The sequence below is a fragment of the Rhizobium sp. KNZ14-9A genome (genome assembly GCF_056755015.1).
On sequence record NZ_JBPGXB010000001.1, the window covers coordinates 742023 to 759138 of the forward strand.

General features: G+C 57.8%; 10 protein-coding genes and 2 pseudogenes. 7 read left to right on the forward strand and 5 right to left on the reverse strand.

All coding sequences use genetic code 11. From position 1 onward, the window contains the following. Positions 1-3: 3 nt before the first annotated feature. A complete protein-coding gene (locus ACR9ZQ_RS03920; RefSeq protein ID WP_481426906.1) occupies positions 4-4590 on the reverse strand; it encodes a hypothetical protein in 4587 nt (1528 codons plus the stop codon). A 1061-nt stretch (positions 4591-5651) separates the two neighbouring features. Here ACR9ZQ_RS03920 and ACR9ZQ_RS03925 point away from each other — a divergent pair. From ACR9ZQ_RS03925 to ACR9ZQ_RS03945, 5 genes and pseudogenes are all read left to right on the forward strand, one after another. Next, on the forward strand, positions 5652-6440 hold the full coding sequence (locus ACR9ZQ_RS03925; protein WP_481426907.1) for a hypothetical protein: 789 nt from the start codon (positions 5652-5654) through the stop codon (positions 6438-6440). A 13-nt stretch (positions 6441-6453) separates the two neighbouring features. Further along, the gene (locus tag ACR9ZQ_RS03930) at positions 6454-8001 is read left to right on the forward strand and encodes a hypothetical protein (RefSeq protein ID WP_481426908.1); all 1548 of its coding nucleotides are present in this window, start codon (positions 6454-6456) and stop codon (positions 7999-8001) included. A gap of 17 nt (positions 8002-8018) precedes the next feature. Then, entirely contained in the window at positions 8019-9233 is a 1215-nt protein-coding gene (locus ACR9ZQ_RS03935) for a DUF3800 domain-containing protein (RefSeq protein ID WP_481426909.1), read from the forward strand. A 439-nt stretch (positions 9234-9672) separates the two neighbouring features. After that, positions 9673-10321: pseudogene (locus ACR9ZQ_RS03940) on the forward strand (Tn3 family transposase); the annotation flags it as partial. A 163-nt stretch (positions 10322-10484) separates the two neighbouring features. Next, positions 10485-10991, forward strand: a complete 507-nt coding sequence (locus tag ACR9ZQ_RS03945) for a hypothetical protein (protein WP_481426910.1) — start codon at positions 10485-10487, stop codon at positions 10989-10991. A gap of 369 nt (positions 10992-11360) precedes the next feature. On the opposite strand, the gene ACR9ZQ_RS03950 is transcribed toward ACR9ZQ_RS03945, so the two are convergent. Next, on the reverse strand, positions 11361-11654 hold the full coding sequence (locus ACR9ZQ_RS03950; protein WP_481426911.1) for an NUDIX domain-containing protein: 294 nt from the start codon (positions 11652-11654) through the stop codon (positions 11361-11363). 381 nt (positions 11655-12035) lie between these two features. On the opposite strand from ACR9ZQ_RS03950, the gene ACR9ZQ_RS03955 reads away from it, so the two are divergent. Beyond that, a complete protein-coding gene (locus ACR9ZQ_RS03955) occupies positions 12036-12182 on the forward strand; it encodes a hypothetical protein (RefSeq protein WP_481426912.1) in 147 nt (48 codons plus the stop codon). A 16-nt stretch (positions 12183-12198) separates the two neighbouring features. Here the strand turns inward: ACR9ZQ_RS03955 and ACR9ZQ_RS03960 are convergent, their stop codons facing one another. Beyond that, positions 12199-13956 (reverse strand): phospholipase D-like domain-containing protein, encoded by a 1758-nt coding sequence (locus tag ACR9ZQ_RS03960; RefSeq protein ID WP_481426913.1) that lies wholly within the window; start codon positions 13954-13956, stop codon positions 12199-12201. Positions 13957-14155: 199 nt separating this feature from the next. Between ACR9ZQ_RS03960 and ACR9ZQ_RS03965 the strand changes: the two are divergent. Then, positions 14156-14287, forward strand: a pseudogene (locus tag ACR9ZQ_RS03965) (IS3 family transposase); the annotation flags it as partial. Between the two features lie 180 nt (positions 14288-14467). Here ACR9ZQ_RS03965 and pepT read toward each other — a convergent pair. Continuing rightward, a complete protein-coding gene (pepT, locus tag ACR9ZQ_RS03970; protein ID WP_481426914.1) occupies positions 14468-15700 on the reverse strand; it encodes a peptidase T in 1233 nt (410 codons plus the stop codon). A 144-nt stretch (positions 15701-15844) separates the two neighbouring features. Further along, entirely contained in the window at positions 15845-17080 is a 1236-nt protein-coding gene (locus tag ACR9ZQ_RS03975) for a CapA family protein (RefSeq protein WP_481426915.1), read from the reverse strand. Positions 17081-17116 lie beyond the last annotated feature (36 nt).

A 17116-nucleotide genomic window follows, 5' to 3' on the forward strand; every position in this document is an offset into this window, starting at 1 on the left:
GATTTATCCCGCCAATCGCCCCTCGAAAGCGTACCAATAGGTCGCGAACCCCGCCTTGCCGATGGCCTCGACGCAGGTCGCGGGCGAGCATGCCCGCGCGTTCCCTGTGCCAATAGCGTGGCTGGCTCCGCTGTCTGTGGCCTTCATGGTTGGCAGCAGCAGCGCCTGCTCCTCGCTGGCGGTGTCTGACCCAGGAAGGCTTTTCGAGTATCCAACGGAGAAGCTCTTTTTGAAGAAGCCAATCTTGACACTATAGGTGATTGTCGCGCGGCCTTCCGCGAAGGTCTGCGATCCCCGTTTGGTGACAGACAAACCCAGGTGGACATCGACCGATATCGAAATGAAGCCGAGACAGGTCAAGCCGCCGCCGAAGCGCACATAGATTTCGAGAGCGATCTCGGTTGTGTTGACTTGCGTATCGCCTTGCGTGACCAGCAGTTTGGCGGAGGAGTAGAAGACCCCGCCCATGACATACAGATAACCGTGCGCCACGCTTCCGAACGCCAGTTCAGCGTAGGCGCCGAACTCCAGCGAAGCTTCGATGCGTTGCAGCCCGCTCGTGTCTACCTCGAACAGGAAGTGTCCCCGACCCGCCAAAAAGCCGACGGCAAGCACAAAGGGTTGGGCCTGGGTCGCGAACGCGAACCCGAACGACATAGGCCGGTTGTCGCGAAAGTAGATGTTGCATATCGCCGTGAAGCCAATATTGCTCAGGCTGAAGACACCGAAGCCAATCGCGGGCAGCGCGAAAGGTCCAATCGACGCGGTGAGGGAGTCAAACCGCACGTCGATGTCAAATCCGTCGCCAAGGCCGAGATATTCCTTCAGAGCCGTGGCGAACTCCATCAGGGGGCCGATAAACTTTACGTCGCCGATTTCAACGTCAAAGTTCACCTTCTCGCCAAGCGGCGCATAAAAGCGCACGCTCGGGAATGGAGCCTCGATGCCATTTCCAACAAATACGAGGCGAAGCCGGAAATTCGACAGCGAACCGCGAACGTAGCCGACTGGCTTCGCGTCTTCGGCGAGTTCGAGTTCGACGCCGCCGGTTATCTGGAGTTTTGCTGCGGGACCATCATCCCTGATCGTGTTCTTGAACTGGAAGCCGAAGTCGCCACCTGGCCAATTGGCGAGCTTGTCGGTGTCCCAATCATAGACGAAGCCGGTCTTGCTGCTGGTATCGCCCCCGACAACCAGAAAGCTTAGCAGTGAGGGCATCGACAGGTCGATACCGAGTTCACTCAACAGATCTCGCGGCGACAGCACCCCAAGGATTTTCGCATCGAGCTTGCTGAAGAAGCTATCAGGCGTCGGCAGGCTCGGAAGCCCCGCCGCCATGGCGCCTGGAGATGCAACACGCGAGCGCTCGACGCGCGCTGCGTCGCTCAGTCCAACTGGGCCTTTTGGCCGCGACACCGCGTCGATCGTTGGTGTAGGCGCGGCGATGCCGCCAGACCGGTCGCTTTCCTTGTTGAACGCGAGTGCGTAGCCGCGCGAAGCGTAGGCTGTGTCGGGATGCTTGATCGCGAAGACTTCAAGCGGATCGTCATTGCGAAGCGGGTCGGTGATCTCGAACCACATTTCACCGCCCGCAGCGGTCGCTATGCGACTGAGGGAGGGAAGCCGTGCCTCTACAGCGTATGCGATAGGATAGAACGGTGCCGAGAGTTCTTTTTCTCCGTAGTCTAGAATCTCGCAGAGCTTCTCCTCGCTGATTGTCTCATCCGGCGCGGGACAAAAGTCCTTTCCGAACTTAAGGTCTTGCGGGGCAGCGTCGAAATCGACACGCAAGGCCGCGACGTCTGTGTCACCCTTCTGGCGGCTCGGCGCAAGCGCGGATAGCTGTCCCGCGAAATCGTGCCGACGTGGGTTTGCATCCTTGGCGGGTTGCACCGTCGGTGCTCGATATTCAGTGCTGACTGCACCTACATCGGCAGGAGTTGCGGTATCTTGGATCAACAACACCTTGGCAGCGAACGAAACCACATTGCCGCCCCAATCAACACCCTCGAAATTGAGCTCGAGAGGCATGCCGCAACGAGTGGGCCAAAATGCATCGAGGCAGGGCGGATCGCTTTTCAGTGAAGCCAAAAATTGTGGCTCATCCAGATTCGGAACCGTGCGATCGGTGATTGTGAGCGTTCGATAAGGAAGTTGATAGCTGCGGTCGTTGGCTACATCAACGCGCATACTGCCGTAATCGACCGTCCGCTGCCGAATAACGATACGGTATGTGGTTTTCTCGACCGCAAAATAGTTGCCGTCCTGCGCGTGGACTTTTCGATTGGTGTCCTTAATGTAGATGACACGGTGACCGAACGGGAAACAGAGGAACCTCTTCTCGATGGTGATCTTTTGATCCTGAGCCTCGGTGACAATTTGGTTCCATTTCTCGAGACTGATGTTGACACAACTGCGCGCGCGAGTCTGCGGCCAAAATCCCTCGGCATCCATAAATGCACCACGCGCCGACAGCATGAGATATTTGGCGGCGGGAGGGGTCGCGCAGATCGTCGAATCGTGACTTAGGCGGACAATCTCGCGCCGATCCTGCTCGCTCAGTGGGTCGGATTGCCCAGGTTCCAAATCCTCAGGCCTTGGCGAGACCACGCAGCCGGGCGCGCTGACTCCCTTGTCGCCAAAAGTATCGAGTCCCACCCTTCGTGAACGAAGCCGCAAGAAGTCTTTGAATTTCAGGGGCTGCTCTGGAATTTGCACTCCTGTCTCAGCAAATTCCGGCGTCCAGATCGGGACGAAACGCGCCCTTCTGGCATTCGAGGGTTCGGCTGGATCGAAATTCACATCCGGCCGCAACTCAGTGTGAAAGAGTACGTATCGCTTTGCATCAGCGCCTTCGTACCTTTTCGATCGCCAGTGCGTCTCGTTCGCAGGCTGGCTGACAATCCGGCTGGGAACTTCAACGGCCGTCTCATCCCAGGATGGCTCTCGTATGAGCCGCGGGTGACGGCTATCGGGAACCTTCCGTACCTTCCATGCGCTCCAGTTGGTGAGCGCGTCCAACGTCAGATCGAGACGGCCAACCTCGGGGGGAAACTCGAAAACGAGCCGTGATGGACCCGACATCTTGGCCCGCAGGGGAAAGGCGATGTCCGGGTTCGTGGGAACGCAGCCCAGATCCTCATTGAATGAGTCTTCCAGAATATGCTGGGGGGGAAAGTGCACGACCACCAAGGCGGGGCCAGGAACCATAAGCCGCTGAAGGTACTTCTTCCCGCCCTTCTCCGACCTGAGATCGAAATTATAGAACTCGAAGCCAAGCCACAGTAGGTCTTCAGCGCGAGTGACCTGTGTCGAAAAATAACGAAGATCCTTTGGCTTCCCTTCGAGCGCGCACCCGCTACACACAACATGCCCCGTAATGACCTGAGGTCCTTGACCTGATCCCAGGAAGCTCGGCTCATCCGTCATGGATGATTGAGCCTGCGCAACGAGGATCGGTTGCTGAACGGCCGTTTCATGGGTGGTGTCGGGTCCCGCGAACCGGATGACTTGCGGATGCGAGAGCGGGAATGGGGAGGTCAACGCATGGTGGACAGGGACACTCGACGCGACCGCTGATGGCGCGCACAACAGCTTGGTCAGTTCCCCGTCCGCAGTCTCCGCGCTGAACTGGCTGGTCGTCCCGATACCAGATAGTTCAAATCTAAGCGCTCCAATGTCAAGGCGCGATCCTTCCTTTGCGATGTCACCATTCAGCAATCGCGTTGCGCGATTTGCCGTGAAGCTTTCCGCGAATCTATAGTTTTCAACATGTATCTCGGCGGATCCCATCTCCAGGGTCGAGATCGTCACTTTCATCGGCTCAGAAGCCGATATCGGCTCCACCAAGAAGAGGGCGGTGCCGTCAGACGATGCCTGATATCGGCATTGCAGCTCGGTATCACTGCGGGAAGTGGCCCGGATAGTCGATGCCGACCGTAGCCATTCGTCTTCACCCGTCAGCCGCACGGAAGCAGCGTCAATCACCATACGTGGATTGGCTGGTGGCGACGACGGAAGTCGGTTGCCACAGAGCGTGACGGATAGGGCGTCGGCAACGAGTTCTCGGTCACCAACAGTCAGCATTGACCCGAGGCCAAAACCGATGCGCCATAAATTGTCGATTGATTTTAGTCCGCCGTGCACGGCAAACTTCGCCCATGAGAGCCCACCAGCGAGCAGGGCAGGTGGCTCAGGTATTGGAAATGATTTGTTTGCCAGCCATTCGGCCAAGTCTTGCTTGGCTGCGATGGACAGCGCGCTTATGCGGAGAAAGAATTCCCAAGTCCCACAGGCAGTTTGCGCAACCTCAAAGTCGAGATCCGCGCTGAGATTGATGCTCGCGAACAGGGCGCCCCGAAGATAGCCGTGATAGGCGGAACCGTTCCTCACGACGGTGAGGATCGGATTTCCATCAAACGAGGCGCAATCGACGGTCCAAGATCCTCCGCCCCAGGAAACGACAAATCGCGTGGTCTCGACAATAAAGTCAGGAGACGTTCCGTCGGCGAGCGCATCGGATTGCGTGAGAGCTAGGCTTGAAACCGCCAATGAGGACCCGAGAAACTCCCGGCGAGTCATCGGGAACAAGGACGACCCGAAGGCCGACTCTTCGCTTCGAAGCGGGCGCCCTGTCAGAGGGCCGCGTGATAGATCAGGCAGCTCCAATTCGCCCCCTCGGCACTTGGCCCAGTTTGCGTTGTTACTTCATGGAAATGTTAAATACTATCGTCCCAAGTTTATCTTATCCGCGATTCTTTAGCCGTCAAGAAACATTCTCTGGTTGAAACTTCGCGACGCCCATTCGAGTCGCCATAAGGGGTTATCGAAGCGGTGAGGAAGATCGCCAATTAGGCCGGCTTATCTGGCGAAGACCTCCGTCAGTTGTCGCTGGACAAGCTGCCTGAGCGGGTAAACTTTGCGACGTTTGGAAACCTTCCATGGATCCAGTACGACGGAGCCGCAGGCACCTTTGCGCTCTGCAGCAATTCCCGCGCGAAGAAATCCGGGCACCCGGCGTAGTAGCGGAAGAAGCCCTCCTAGCCAGTCTGAAGGCGCTTGTTGCACTTTGGCGAAAATGCGAAGCGGCTTTGCCATCAACTGGCTCCGGGAGGGAGCAGGAGGGCGGTGAGATCGCGTGATCATGGTGTATAGCCCCGTCGGCGGGTTGTAGGATCCCGGCGGTCCTGGCAATATTTGGTGGACGTGTCGCGATATTTGGGACTTGGAGTGTCCTTTCACAGCAGTGTCCGCTACGCTGGCTCGACAATTTCGGGCGATATTTTCCCTTGAGCGTTTAAGCGCATATCGGTATCGCGGTCACAACGGATGTCATTGAGCGGCTACCGCTCCTACGGGATTCAATCGTTGTGGAGATAAGCTGATCGTCGCTCGTGCCTCTGGCGTACTCTCAAAGATTGAACATGTTCTCTGTGTTCGCTATCTTTTTTTAAGCGCCGTGCACGAGGCTGGGGGACATTGATGAAGTGGAGTTCATTTTTGAACGCGAAGGCCGGCAGGTCCTAGGTATCCTTCGTTACCCGCCGATCTCGTTCGCAGTGACCGGCCTCCAAACTTTGAGAAGCCTTCTCATGTTGTCGTTTTCTTCGGCCTGCGATTGAGCACGGCCGTAATTGCGTTGAAAGGCCACCATGATCGATCTCCACGAGCGTCTGTCCGAATACTCCTACGGCTTTGGCGCTACCCGCGAAGCGTTATCCCTGCTCGAAAGTGTTGGCCTCAAGCCCACTCCGTTTCTGCCAAATCTGCTGCATGAAGAAGAACTGGGTTTCGACGTTGGCCTTAAGGACCGCGGCCGTGTCATCGTGTTGCAATTCAAACTCGGCCACGAACTCAGGCGATTTCACCGCAAGACGCCATCGCAAGCCATTCCACCTTTGGCTCATCCGTTCTGGCGTTTCAACATCGATACGACCGCTCATCAGTTCCAGCGTCTGACAGAGTTTGAGGATAGCGGCGCCGACACCTATTATGTGGCGCCGAAATTCTCCAGCTGGCTGGCGTTCGACGCAGCGTTTCAGGCCGGAAAAATTCTTGAGCTATCCCTCCTGCAAAAGCCTTCGGAAATCGCCGGCGCCATTTCTGCCCAAGGGGGCAACGCCGGCCAACACCGCGTTGTCTACGACAATAGTGCTCAGTTCGTTTGCTCGGAGCCGACGCAATTGCCAAGCCGGCGAGCGAAAGAACTCGGAGATGAGATCGCAACCAGCGTGCGCGAGTCGCCGGTAAGTCTTGAAGCGAATTTGAAACAACTATTCGAGCGACAACGGCCGTCCGCTGGACCCGGTCCGTTCTCGACCACCCGGCGCAATCAGATTGTCGGCCGCTTCAAGGATCCGCTTCAAGGTATTGCTGTAGCGGTTGGGCTTGAGGCATGGAGCCAGGGTGCGCAAGTTATCTTCGTCACCGAGGCGGATTGAGTTTGAGAGCGTGATGACGAACGACGAAAAAATCGTGGACGACGGCGTTGCCTTCATGTCCATGCGCATTGGGCTTCTCCACTCGGTCGCCCCGAAGCAATTGATCAAGGACGAGCTTCGCAGGCTTGTTGAAAAGATCGGCTGCGCTGATGAGGATCTGCTGGAGGCGTTAAGCACGCCGCCGCATCGTGTGGGTGTGCTCGAGGATCTCCAGCTTTGGAACGCCCGGACGGACTATCATCCTGACCGAGATCGGATCGGCGACGCGGCGGCCCGCTTCTGGGTCGCTCAAACGCTTGCAACCGGTGTCTTGCTTGCAGATGCGACTCGGCCCGACGTCAAGGCGGATGACCGTATCGCAGCGATCATGAGGATCGGTGCGGATGGACTGATCGAGGTTGGCGAGTCGCAATTCCGGCGCATTGCGGCCTTGGCGGTCGATCTCGTCGATTGGCTTCGCCGAAGCGGCCGTGCGCAGATCGCCGTTCTGGAGTCTCCCTTGGGAAACAGTCTGGTGACGCAGGCGCTCTGTGATATCGCGGCGATCCAGGGTACCACCCTGACTCCGGTCGTGTGGAACGCGCCACGCAATGATCGCCCTTCTCAAGGACGCACGGTGGGCCAATCCGCTAGGCAGTTCGCTCTCGATACCAAAGACTTCGACTTGGTGTTGTATTTAGACGACGTCATTTCCGGGTCTCGCTTCATCAAGCTCCATGACGCTCTGCTCAAGGTCCTTGGTGAACAGCGGCTTCTATCCATCGCGATGGTATTTGACGATCCTTACGGAAAAACGGATCCACAGTTGCGGCAGCGTTTGCGCCGCCGTCTTGACGAGCAAATGAAGCGCCAAGGAGCCCCAATGTCCTGGGTGACGTTTCCACAACTTCGAATATTTTTGGCAGATGGCGGCTATCAATCAGCGTGGCAAACTCCTGTCGTCTGGGGTGAGTCAGATCTGGTTGCCGGCAAACGCAAGGTCAACCTTGTCTTCACGTTGCTCGACCACTTCTTCGAGATCCTGGACGATCTCGGTTCCTCGCGCAGCCGCTTTCGCCCCTATCTGGAACTCGCGTGGGGAACAGATACGTCAGGCCGCCGGTCAACATTCGCACCTGGTTTTCTCGAGGCAAGTTTCGGGAAGTACGCGAAGCTTCTCCGATCGCCGGCTTTCAAGGCCGACATCTGGACGCGTGCGATCGAGCGGTTCGAAAAAGACTATTCCGGAAAAATAGAGTGGTTCGGGAGCGAAGGCGTAAAGGAGCGGATGGACTGGATCCGTGACGCATTCCTCGAGTGGGGTCTTGCACACGTCGACGACCACCGGATCGCTCATCTCGTCTGGAACGCGATCGATGCTGTCTTTGTGACAGCCTACCACTTTGAGAAGCCGCGTCCAAGCCGGGATCAGGATGCCACCCCCTACACGATGGATTACAATGTCAATCTCCAGGCGCTCAACCGCCATTTACGGAAAAGGATACTGGAGATGGCGGCGGTCTATAGTCCGCAGACCGATTCCTACGATTGGTGCCATCGACCTGTCAGTAAATTTGCATGACCGATGGGAGATGACTGATGGGGGAATCGAAGGTGCCGCTCTTTGCCTTTGTCGATGAAACTGGCAACACCGGCCACAACATCTTCGATGAGAATCAACCAGATTTCTTCACCGCTGCCCTCATCACCCGCGGAAATTTCGACGCGTTGTACGGTGCCCGTGTTGTTGCAATTGCATCGGCGCTCGGACAATCTTCTCTTCATGCCAAAGATCTCGGCGTAGGTCGCCTGGAATTGGTGTCACGCGATATTCTCGAACTGCTGGTAGCTTCGAAGGCGATGTTTTTCGTCTCCCGCGTAGAAAAAAAGTACCTCCTCGTGACGAAGATGTTCGACTCGATCTTCGATTCCGGCGAAAACGCAGCCATGTCCTGGCACCACTACAATGTCAGGATGCTCAGGCTCATTCTGACATTCAAGCTCTCTGCTCTTATCGAAGACCAGACGGCTCGCGACTTCTGGAAATGCATACTGGAGCCGAAGGAGGAGAAGGCACGCGCTGGACTGGTAACGGTTTGCGATGCCCTCCTGGCGAACATCGATCTTCTTCCTGATAAAAAGTCTCGCACGGTTCTGGGCGAGGCTCTTGTCTGGGCAAGAGACCATCCAGAATCGATCCAGATCCATGTTGATCGTAAAACCGCCCGGCACGGTCATTTTCCCAACCTCGTTGCGTTCAGCAATCTGCTTTATGGACTCGAAGGTCATTCCAAGCGCTTGAAGCGTCCCGTGGCTCGGATCACCCATGACCAACAAAGCGAGTTTGAAAAAACGCTCAAGTCCTTCCACGAACTACTCTCTTCCGCATCTGGCGATGAGATCAACTGGGCGGGCGAGGTTCATTCACTGCAGGCGGTTGAAGGGAGCACCTTTGAAACGAAGGAAGACAACTTCAGCGCAGGGATTCAGATAGCCGACGTTGTGCTATGGCTCTACAGCCAGTACCACCGGGGAAAGCAGCTCCCCGCCGGCTGTGCATCAATCCTCAATTATGTGTTCGCGAGTGGATGGGAAAGTGACTTCAGCTTTTCAGGCGTCAATGCTTCGCTCGAACCTGCGTATCGCGCGAAAATGGCGGTTGCGCTATCGGACAACGCAATTGCGGCAAATCGTGCGCTCCTGGCTCAGTACGAGGAAGCACGGCAATCATCGATCGCCCAATATGAGGTCGATAAGGTGCCGCCCTTTCTGCGTTCCTTTGTCCTTCCGGCGAACACCCGAGAGGGGGAGTGATTGTCTGATCGAGGTCGGCTGACACGCAAAGGCATATGCGAGACCCAAGGTCACCGTAACCGCAACTGGCCAACTCGACGCTCACTTTTTGGCTGGGAGCGGAGTTCCGCGCGATCGCGGACGACAGCTTCGTAAGGCTACTGGCCTGCTCGGCTAGGCGAACAATATCAATGCCGTATAAATCCTATTGACTGGGTCGGCGCTTCACCTTGGTTCAAGGCGGCCACGACGGTATCTCTCGATCTAGATGTTTGGTGCTGGCATTTGATGTGACCTTGCCCCCAAGTTTTATCTAGTTTTGAGTTCGCTCCGGCGGTTTTGGGTTGCTGTATTCGGGGCGGTAGCGGCGGGTTGCGGTGCGGAGCTAGTCCCGCGTGGGCAGCGACCTGACGCCGGTTGTCGAAGTGTCTAAACAAACCTTCCGAGTAGATGATCGTCGCTGATGCCGCGTATGCGTGATTGGGCAGACGTGACCTTCTATCGTCCCGATAAATCGGTCTCCTACCAGCACATCGATGCGCTTTTGGGCCGCGAGATCGCCTGGCGGCTGATCGAAACGCACTGGCAGGACATGATGCAAGTGATCCTCTCCGTTCAGGCGGGTCTGGTGCTGCCCTCGATGTTGCTGCGAAAGCTCAGCTCGCACAACTGCAAGAACCGGCTCTACCAGGCCTTCCGGGAGCTCGGCCGGGTCGAAAGAACCTTGCTTCTGTTGCGTTATATCTCCGACCCACAGGTCCGACGTTCCATTCGCTGAAACGACCAAGATTGAATCCTACAACGACTTTCTCGACTGGATTACCTTCGGAGGCCCCGTCATCAAGGGCGGCGATCCGGTAGAACAGAAAAAGCAGGTCAAATATGCAAGCCTCGTCGCCAATGCCATCATGTTGTCCAACGTCGCCGACCTGACCGACGTCATCAACTCCATGGCTGCCGACGATCTGCCGGTCACGCCAGAGCTCGCAGCCTCCCTGAGCCCCTATGCGCGAGCAAAAATCCGGCGCTTCGGGAAACACTTAATCGACATGGAGGATATCCCTCAACCACTCAATCCGGCCCCTCTGCCGTTTGAAATTCCCTTGTGACCGGTTTTTACACGTATCCTGCACCTACCCGTACTTCGGTCCCAAGAAATATTCCCGCCAGCGGTCCTAAACGCCGCGCCTATCAGGTGGGGATCGCGGCCAGCGCCGTTGAGATTGTCACGCAATGCGCTAATATACACGCTCTAATTGGGGGGGCTCGAACATGAACATTTACGTGATAACAGCGCTCAGCATCGCCTGCGCGGTAGTTGGCGCGATCCTCCTCTTGGCGCCAGTTAACAAATACCGGCTTCTCACCGCAAAGGACGTCGGCGCAGTCGGCGTACTCTTCGCGTGCCTTGGCGTCGTGCTCATGACCACGTTCAAGTGGAGTGAGGCGGCGGTGCGGGTTTTGGGAAACGAGGTCAAGTTAGCCGAGGCCGAAAAAATGATCCAGAACCTGACAGCTGAGATCGCAGAACGCGATCAAGCTATTGCTTCCATCAAAGCATCAGCGAACGTCAAAAACCAGCTCGTGGCTGCCGAGGAAGTGAAGACGCAGGGCGAGCTTTTGGGCGTCTGGAGCACCGCTACCAACTTCACGCCGGCAAGGCTGAAGGATGCACTCGAGGCATCCGGATTCACGGTCGTTCCGACGTCGCAGATCGACAAACTGCCCGTGTTCACGGCACAAGAGCCGCGCGCCGAGAAACCGGAGATTAAGGGTTAAGCACGCGGCTGCGACCAACCGGCATTTCACAGCGCGACTTGTCGGTATGGCGCAGGCGCTTTGCTTCGCGGCATAATGAGGGCATAGCGCTGATTTCCCGCCAAACAACGTTAAGGGAGGGGCAATGCTCGATCTCGGCCAGGAAGAACTCCTTGACCGGAATCCGACTTAAGCGCCCACTCTGTGTCGTTAGAGGGTCCCCTCAATGGGCTTCTGTTATGAGGAGGTGACGGACCGGCTCACGATCGACGAATTCGGCCTTTACGTACCGCAACACGTGGCGCTGCCCTGCAAACGGAACCATGGTAAGTGCTTCGTCGAAGGAAGCCCAACGAAACTCGCTGTGTTCGTGATTGATGATCACGGTCCCTAGGGTGCTACGAAACCGTCGAAGACCGGCAGCAAGCTGATTGAATCTCGATCAGCTTCGTAGAACTGCTCGCAAATGTCGGCAGAATAAAACCGGTAGCACGTCAGATCAGTCTCTTCCTTGACTTCGCGGAGCGCCGCCTCCCATGCCTTTTCGCCATCCTCGATTGCGCCTGCGATCTGGCACCACTCGCCGACCAATGTGTGGTTCCTGCGAAGAAGCAGGACTTCAGGCTGGCCTTCGATGAGGCGCAGGACCACGACGGAGACGGCGGAACAGCGCATCTCAGCCATCCGTCGCCTCGGCCTGTAAATGGGGAAATGTCAGCCAGTCTGATAACGGAACGGCTCCTCCAGAAATCGTCCTGGCGCAAGTGCATGATACTTCCCGATCGTGCCGGGAAACTCACAAAGCCAGCGGTATCGATCGGCATCTTGATCCACGCCGCGATGACAAGGTCAATGCGAAGCCGTGCGTTGCAAATCCAGAAGGTGAGCCCGGGAAAAAGACGCGTGCCTGGTTCTCGGTTACGGACGAACCCCTGATTGCCTGGGCTGGATTTTGCCGCAACACGCCCGAATTCGGGCCAGTGTTTGCCGGCATGACGATGACCGCCAACGAGTTCATCATGCCCTATAACGAGCGCATGCCGGTGCTTCTTCATCGCAACGATTATGACCTTTGGCTCCGCGGCAAGCTTCGACGACGCTCTTGGTTTCCAGAAGCGTGTCTTCCCGCCCGAATCCATCGAAATGGAAAAGACGAGCGAGCTCTGGGTAAAGAAGAAGTCACCCGAAGCCCAAAGCGCCACATTGTCTTGAGACTCTTCGGTTCTGATCAGTCGACTCGGGCGAAGAGCTGGCGATCTCGAGCGCGCACCGGATCGGTCCAGTCACGCTCGAACCAGGCCGCTTCGCCCGCCTCCGGCGGCAATTTCAGCTCGAGAGGATCGCCGGTTTCTTCCCCGTCTTCGGCCGCGACACGGAATCGGTAGTGGTCGTACATCCGGAGTGCCTCGATCATATAGCTGGTCGCGACCGTGCGATCGCGGACGAGAACCAGATTTTCCCCGTTCTCATTGTCGGCAGGCTCCGAGAAATTATAGGAGCCGAGGTAGACCCGCGCCGTCGGCTTGTCGAAATCCAGGACCACGAATTTGTGGTGCATCCGCGTGCCCCGGTGATTGCCGTCGATACCGGCCAGGCCGAATGGTTCCGTCAGGAATGGCGGCGGGACGTTGCCTGTCAGTGCAGCGGCCCGGACAACACGCCGGCGATTGTCGGGACTAAATACGTTCAGTCCGAGGTTTTCGGCCTGGACCCGCCCGTCAGCAATGCCCATGACATGCACCCCCGGCTTTCGCAGCGCTCGTCCCAACGCCGGTCCGATTGGTCCCCTGGTCATCTGGCCGAGAAAGGCGAGCGAGAAGAAAACGCTCGACCCAGCTGCGTCGATGTCGGCGCCGATTTCATTTAGAAGGCCATTGGCTTCGCTGTGAGGTGAAAACGCGACCTTAGCGTCAACGCCGTCGAGTCCCAGGTCGTGCCAGCCTGCGGAACTTTCTGAGACTTTGAAATCCGCCGCGCCATCCGCAGAGAAGTAGTCGTCGAAGGCAGCAAAATAATCGCCGACCGCACTGGCGCTCTGAACAACGAGGCTGTTGTTCGACTGGACGTAGAAGCCCCGCCAACTGTGGTTCGTCGAACCATAGACGACTGTGTCGATGCCGCCTCCAAGGACCGCGATCGACTTGTGATGCTGAAGGTTTGCCATGTTCTGGCGCTTGACGTTTTCCGCGCCGGTCGAGGCGATCAATCGCTGAGCCGCTCGGCTCTCCGGAGAGTCCGGACGTCCGTGTCCCTTGGTGCGTGCACTGTCGTCAATGATCACCTTGAGATTGGGGCCAAGGGCTTCCAATCGCTCAACGACTTCCGGAAGGTTGAGATCGTAGGCAATGACGCGGACGTCTGCGCCTGCATCGGCAGCGCGTTCGAGAAGCGAAAGCGTTTCCTTGCGCGCTTCGAACCCCATCCAAGCGTGCGCGCGCTCGGCATTGGTGTGACTGGGCACGAAGTCCAGGCCCTGATCTCCATCCGGCGGGACGAGCGAGATCAAGGGTCCGCCCTCTGCGAAATTGCGCACGAAGGATTGCGATGAGACATAGCCCCGGGTGAAGGCAACGTTGAGTTTGCCGGGGATCGTTTCGCGCATCAGCGCGAGCTCTGCCTCCTGCGCTTCGCCCGGCGTGAGCGCGCGGTCGGCACCCATGAACAGCGGGATTACGCGATAAACGAAGGCGCCTGGCAGATCGGCGTTAAAGGGAAAATGCACCCATCGAAATTTTTGGATCGGGGCGTCTGTGGTGCGAATGCCCTCCTCGGGGACGTCCTGGCCCGGGAAGCTGATGCGATTGCGCACATTTTTAAAGAAATCCGTTCCCGGCTCGCGATACTGAATCGCAAAGCCGGCGAAGTTTACCGGCGGCCGGCCATCCTTCCAGTCCATCGCCAGAAGCAGCATGCCTTCGCCGCGATGGATAGTGAGAGAAAATGGTGCTGCCGCGTTCTTGCCAGTGACCCGATAGTTCGTTTCCATTCGCACTCCCCCAGTTGACTGGCGGAAATCTACCATGGTTGTACGACAGTATGGAGATGCCCGATAAAGTTTAAGTGCAGAAATAGTACGGGCGGGCGCAGATTTAGGCGAGGCGGTTCACAAGGAAAGTGTAAGCAGAGCTGGCTCGGGAAATCTGAACAGCCGGGATAAGTGGAATTTCTGCCTGACTTCGGCTTAGATGCCGGGAACAGGAGATACCATGACGCGACGACCGCGCCGGAACCACAGCCCGGCTTTCACGGCAAAAGTCGTGCTCGCCGCCATCCGAGGCGAGCAGACGCTGGTGGAATTGTCCCAGCAGTTCGACATGCGCGTTGAAGCGGTGCCAGTACAGCTCGACAATTGACATGGTGGACGGGCTCGCAAAAATTCTCGGCGTCGAAGCCTCTCGACGGCAAGAAGTGGCTCGCGGGGCAGTCGCAGTTGGCTCACGAAAGGCCGCTTCGTTCCACTGCGGTGACCGTATCAACTCGATGCAATTGGCGCTCTGTCAGGAAGCTTCCTCCGCTGCGAGTGCGCAGATTGCGCATGCGACCGCGAGTGACTTCTCGAAGGCCGGCACCGGCAAAAACTCGTACCGCGAATGAAAATTACAGGCGCCGGTAAAGAAGTTCGGGGTCGGAATGCCGCGCGCCGACAGAACCGCGCCGTCAGTGCCGCCGCGCATGGGAATGTGTTTCGGCTCAACCCCGACCTTCTCAAAGGCCCTGATCAGCAAGGATGCGGGACGGGCATCGGTCGCAAGGTGGCCTGCGATATTCCGGTAGGTGTCCGTCACCCGGCTCTCGATGCCCCCACCCGGATGGCCTGCCTTCACCAGTTCGGCAACCGCATGGATCTTCGCTTTGCGTCTTTCGAATTCAACGTCGTCGAAATCGCGGATCATGACATTCAATCGCGCCTCGCTATCGTTTGCGTTGAGCTCCTTGAACCAGAAAAATCCCTCCCGTCCGTCGGTGCATTCCGGTGTGTCGCGCCGGTCGAAATGCGCGATGAAGTCGAGCGCCATGAGCAGGGGATTGACGAGCATACCCTTCGCCGACATCGGATGGGCGCTGACGCCAGTAAACAGGATCTCGCCGGACGCCGCGTTGAAATTCTCAAGCACCAGTTCGCCCAGTTCGCAGCAGTCGATCGTGTAGGCGAAATCGCAGGCGAAACGGCTGAGATCCAGGGCTTTGGCGCCGCGCAGTCCGATTTCCTCATCCGGCACGAAGGCAACGAAGATATCCCCATGTGCATCGCCGGGCCGCAGGCCCGCCAGAAGCGTCATGATGATCGCGATCGCCGCCTTATTGTCGGCGCCGAGCACGCTGGTCCCATCGCTGAGGATGATGTCATGCCCATTCCAGGGCAGGATTTCGGGGTGCTCGCCCACGCGCAGCCAGATGTCTCTGTCCAGGTTCAGGCAAATATCCGTCCCGTCGAATGAAATGATCTGCGGTTTGATGTTGGGAGAAAGTCCGACATCAACCGTATCGAGATGCGCGATGAAGCCGATCTTCGGCGCGCCGGGCCGCGTGCCGCGCTTGATCGCGGTCACGATTGAATGGTCGTCAATCAGCACGTCGGCGACGCCGAGCCCCTTCAGTTCTTCCGCCAGCAGGCAAGCGAGTTTGAGTTGGCCAGGCGAGGAGGGCAAGACGTCCGAATGGGGATTGCTCTGGCTTTCGATTGCCACATAGCGAAAAAAACGTTCTATGAGTTCGTCCCGTCTGCTCACGATATCCTCCCACGTGAGGCCGCCATAGGTGCCGTCGTTTTCGCCTGGCCACGGTCCGAAGAACGGCACGCGAGCACATCGCACACACTTTCGCACGTGCGGTAGCAAATCAAACGACGGAAGGTCGTGTCCTCGGCTCTCAAGCTAGACACGCAGCAATCCGATCCCGTTCGAGATTTCGATGGTCGTACCGAAGCGCGCCGACTGCTCGCGGAATCGGTGAAGGATCTTCTCGGCATTTGCCCCGGTTGCAAGATGCGGAACCAACCGCCGTTCCAAGACGCGATCCGTCAACGCGTCATTCCCGCCGATGACGACTGGGGAAAAGGTGGCGCCGAGAAGGTCTCCATTCTCGGCGAACGAGCAAAGGCCAACGACGCTTTCCCAGACCTCCGGTGCGGTCCAAGTCGACTTTTCCGATCGCACGTGGAAGATGAAATTCCCGAGACTGTAAAATATCGGCCGCCGCTTATAGATTTCCAGCGGCTGCAGAACGGGCGCGCCGTGACTGACGAACATGGCGGCGCCGGCGTCGATACAGCGTTTCGCGACGCTGCTCACCCAGTCGGGAACCTGATACCAGTCGGCCGCCCAATGATGGTGGTGCAGATAGGCAATGACGAGGGATCGCTGCGCCGATGCCGATGCAATCGCCTCGAGATTCCCCTGCATGTCGCCGGCATCGACCTTGACGCTTCGTCCGAACCTGGCGGAGCGGGTGAAGACGGCGCGCGCGATCGCCACTTCCGTCTGCCCATCGAGACAGGGAGGATCGTCGGGCTGGCTGTCATTGGCAAGATCGATCATGCTGTAGCCGACCTTGTCGCGAACGGAACGGATCTGCTCGAATGCGGTGTCATCGACCTCTATCACCTGCGACAATCGAAGCCGGTTGACCCCCGGGCGCTCGGGTCTTCCCCGGCAAGCGTCTGCCGCGTACATGAAGTCGGGTCCAGGTCCACCATCCATGGCGACCAGCGCAACACGCCGTCCTCCGATCGTTTCATGCTTCGCCCGCGTCGCCTCCAGATGATTGCGTCCGAGACCGGCGTGCAGGAAACCTCGCTTCTCGACCTCTTCCAATGTCGATAGGACGCCCGATGGGCCAAGGTCGAAGGCATGGTTGTTCGATAGCGAGAGTGCCTGAAACCCCATCTCCTGAAGGGCGTCGAGAACGACCGGGTCGCTGCTTCCGAAGAACGATCCTTTGAGCGGCCATCCGCCATGGCGACCGTCGATCGTGCCCTCGAAGTTCGTGAAGGCAAGGTCGGCACGGTGCAGCAGCGCACGGATGCTTGAAAATTCCGGTGCCTGGATTTCACGCACGTCATGCTTGATGAGGGACTGGCCGGTGACGGCCACGGTATAGCTTTTTTGCATCTGTCATTCTTTCATTGCGGCTGGGAGCCCTTCGGC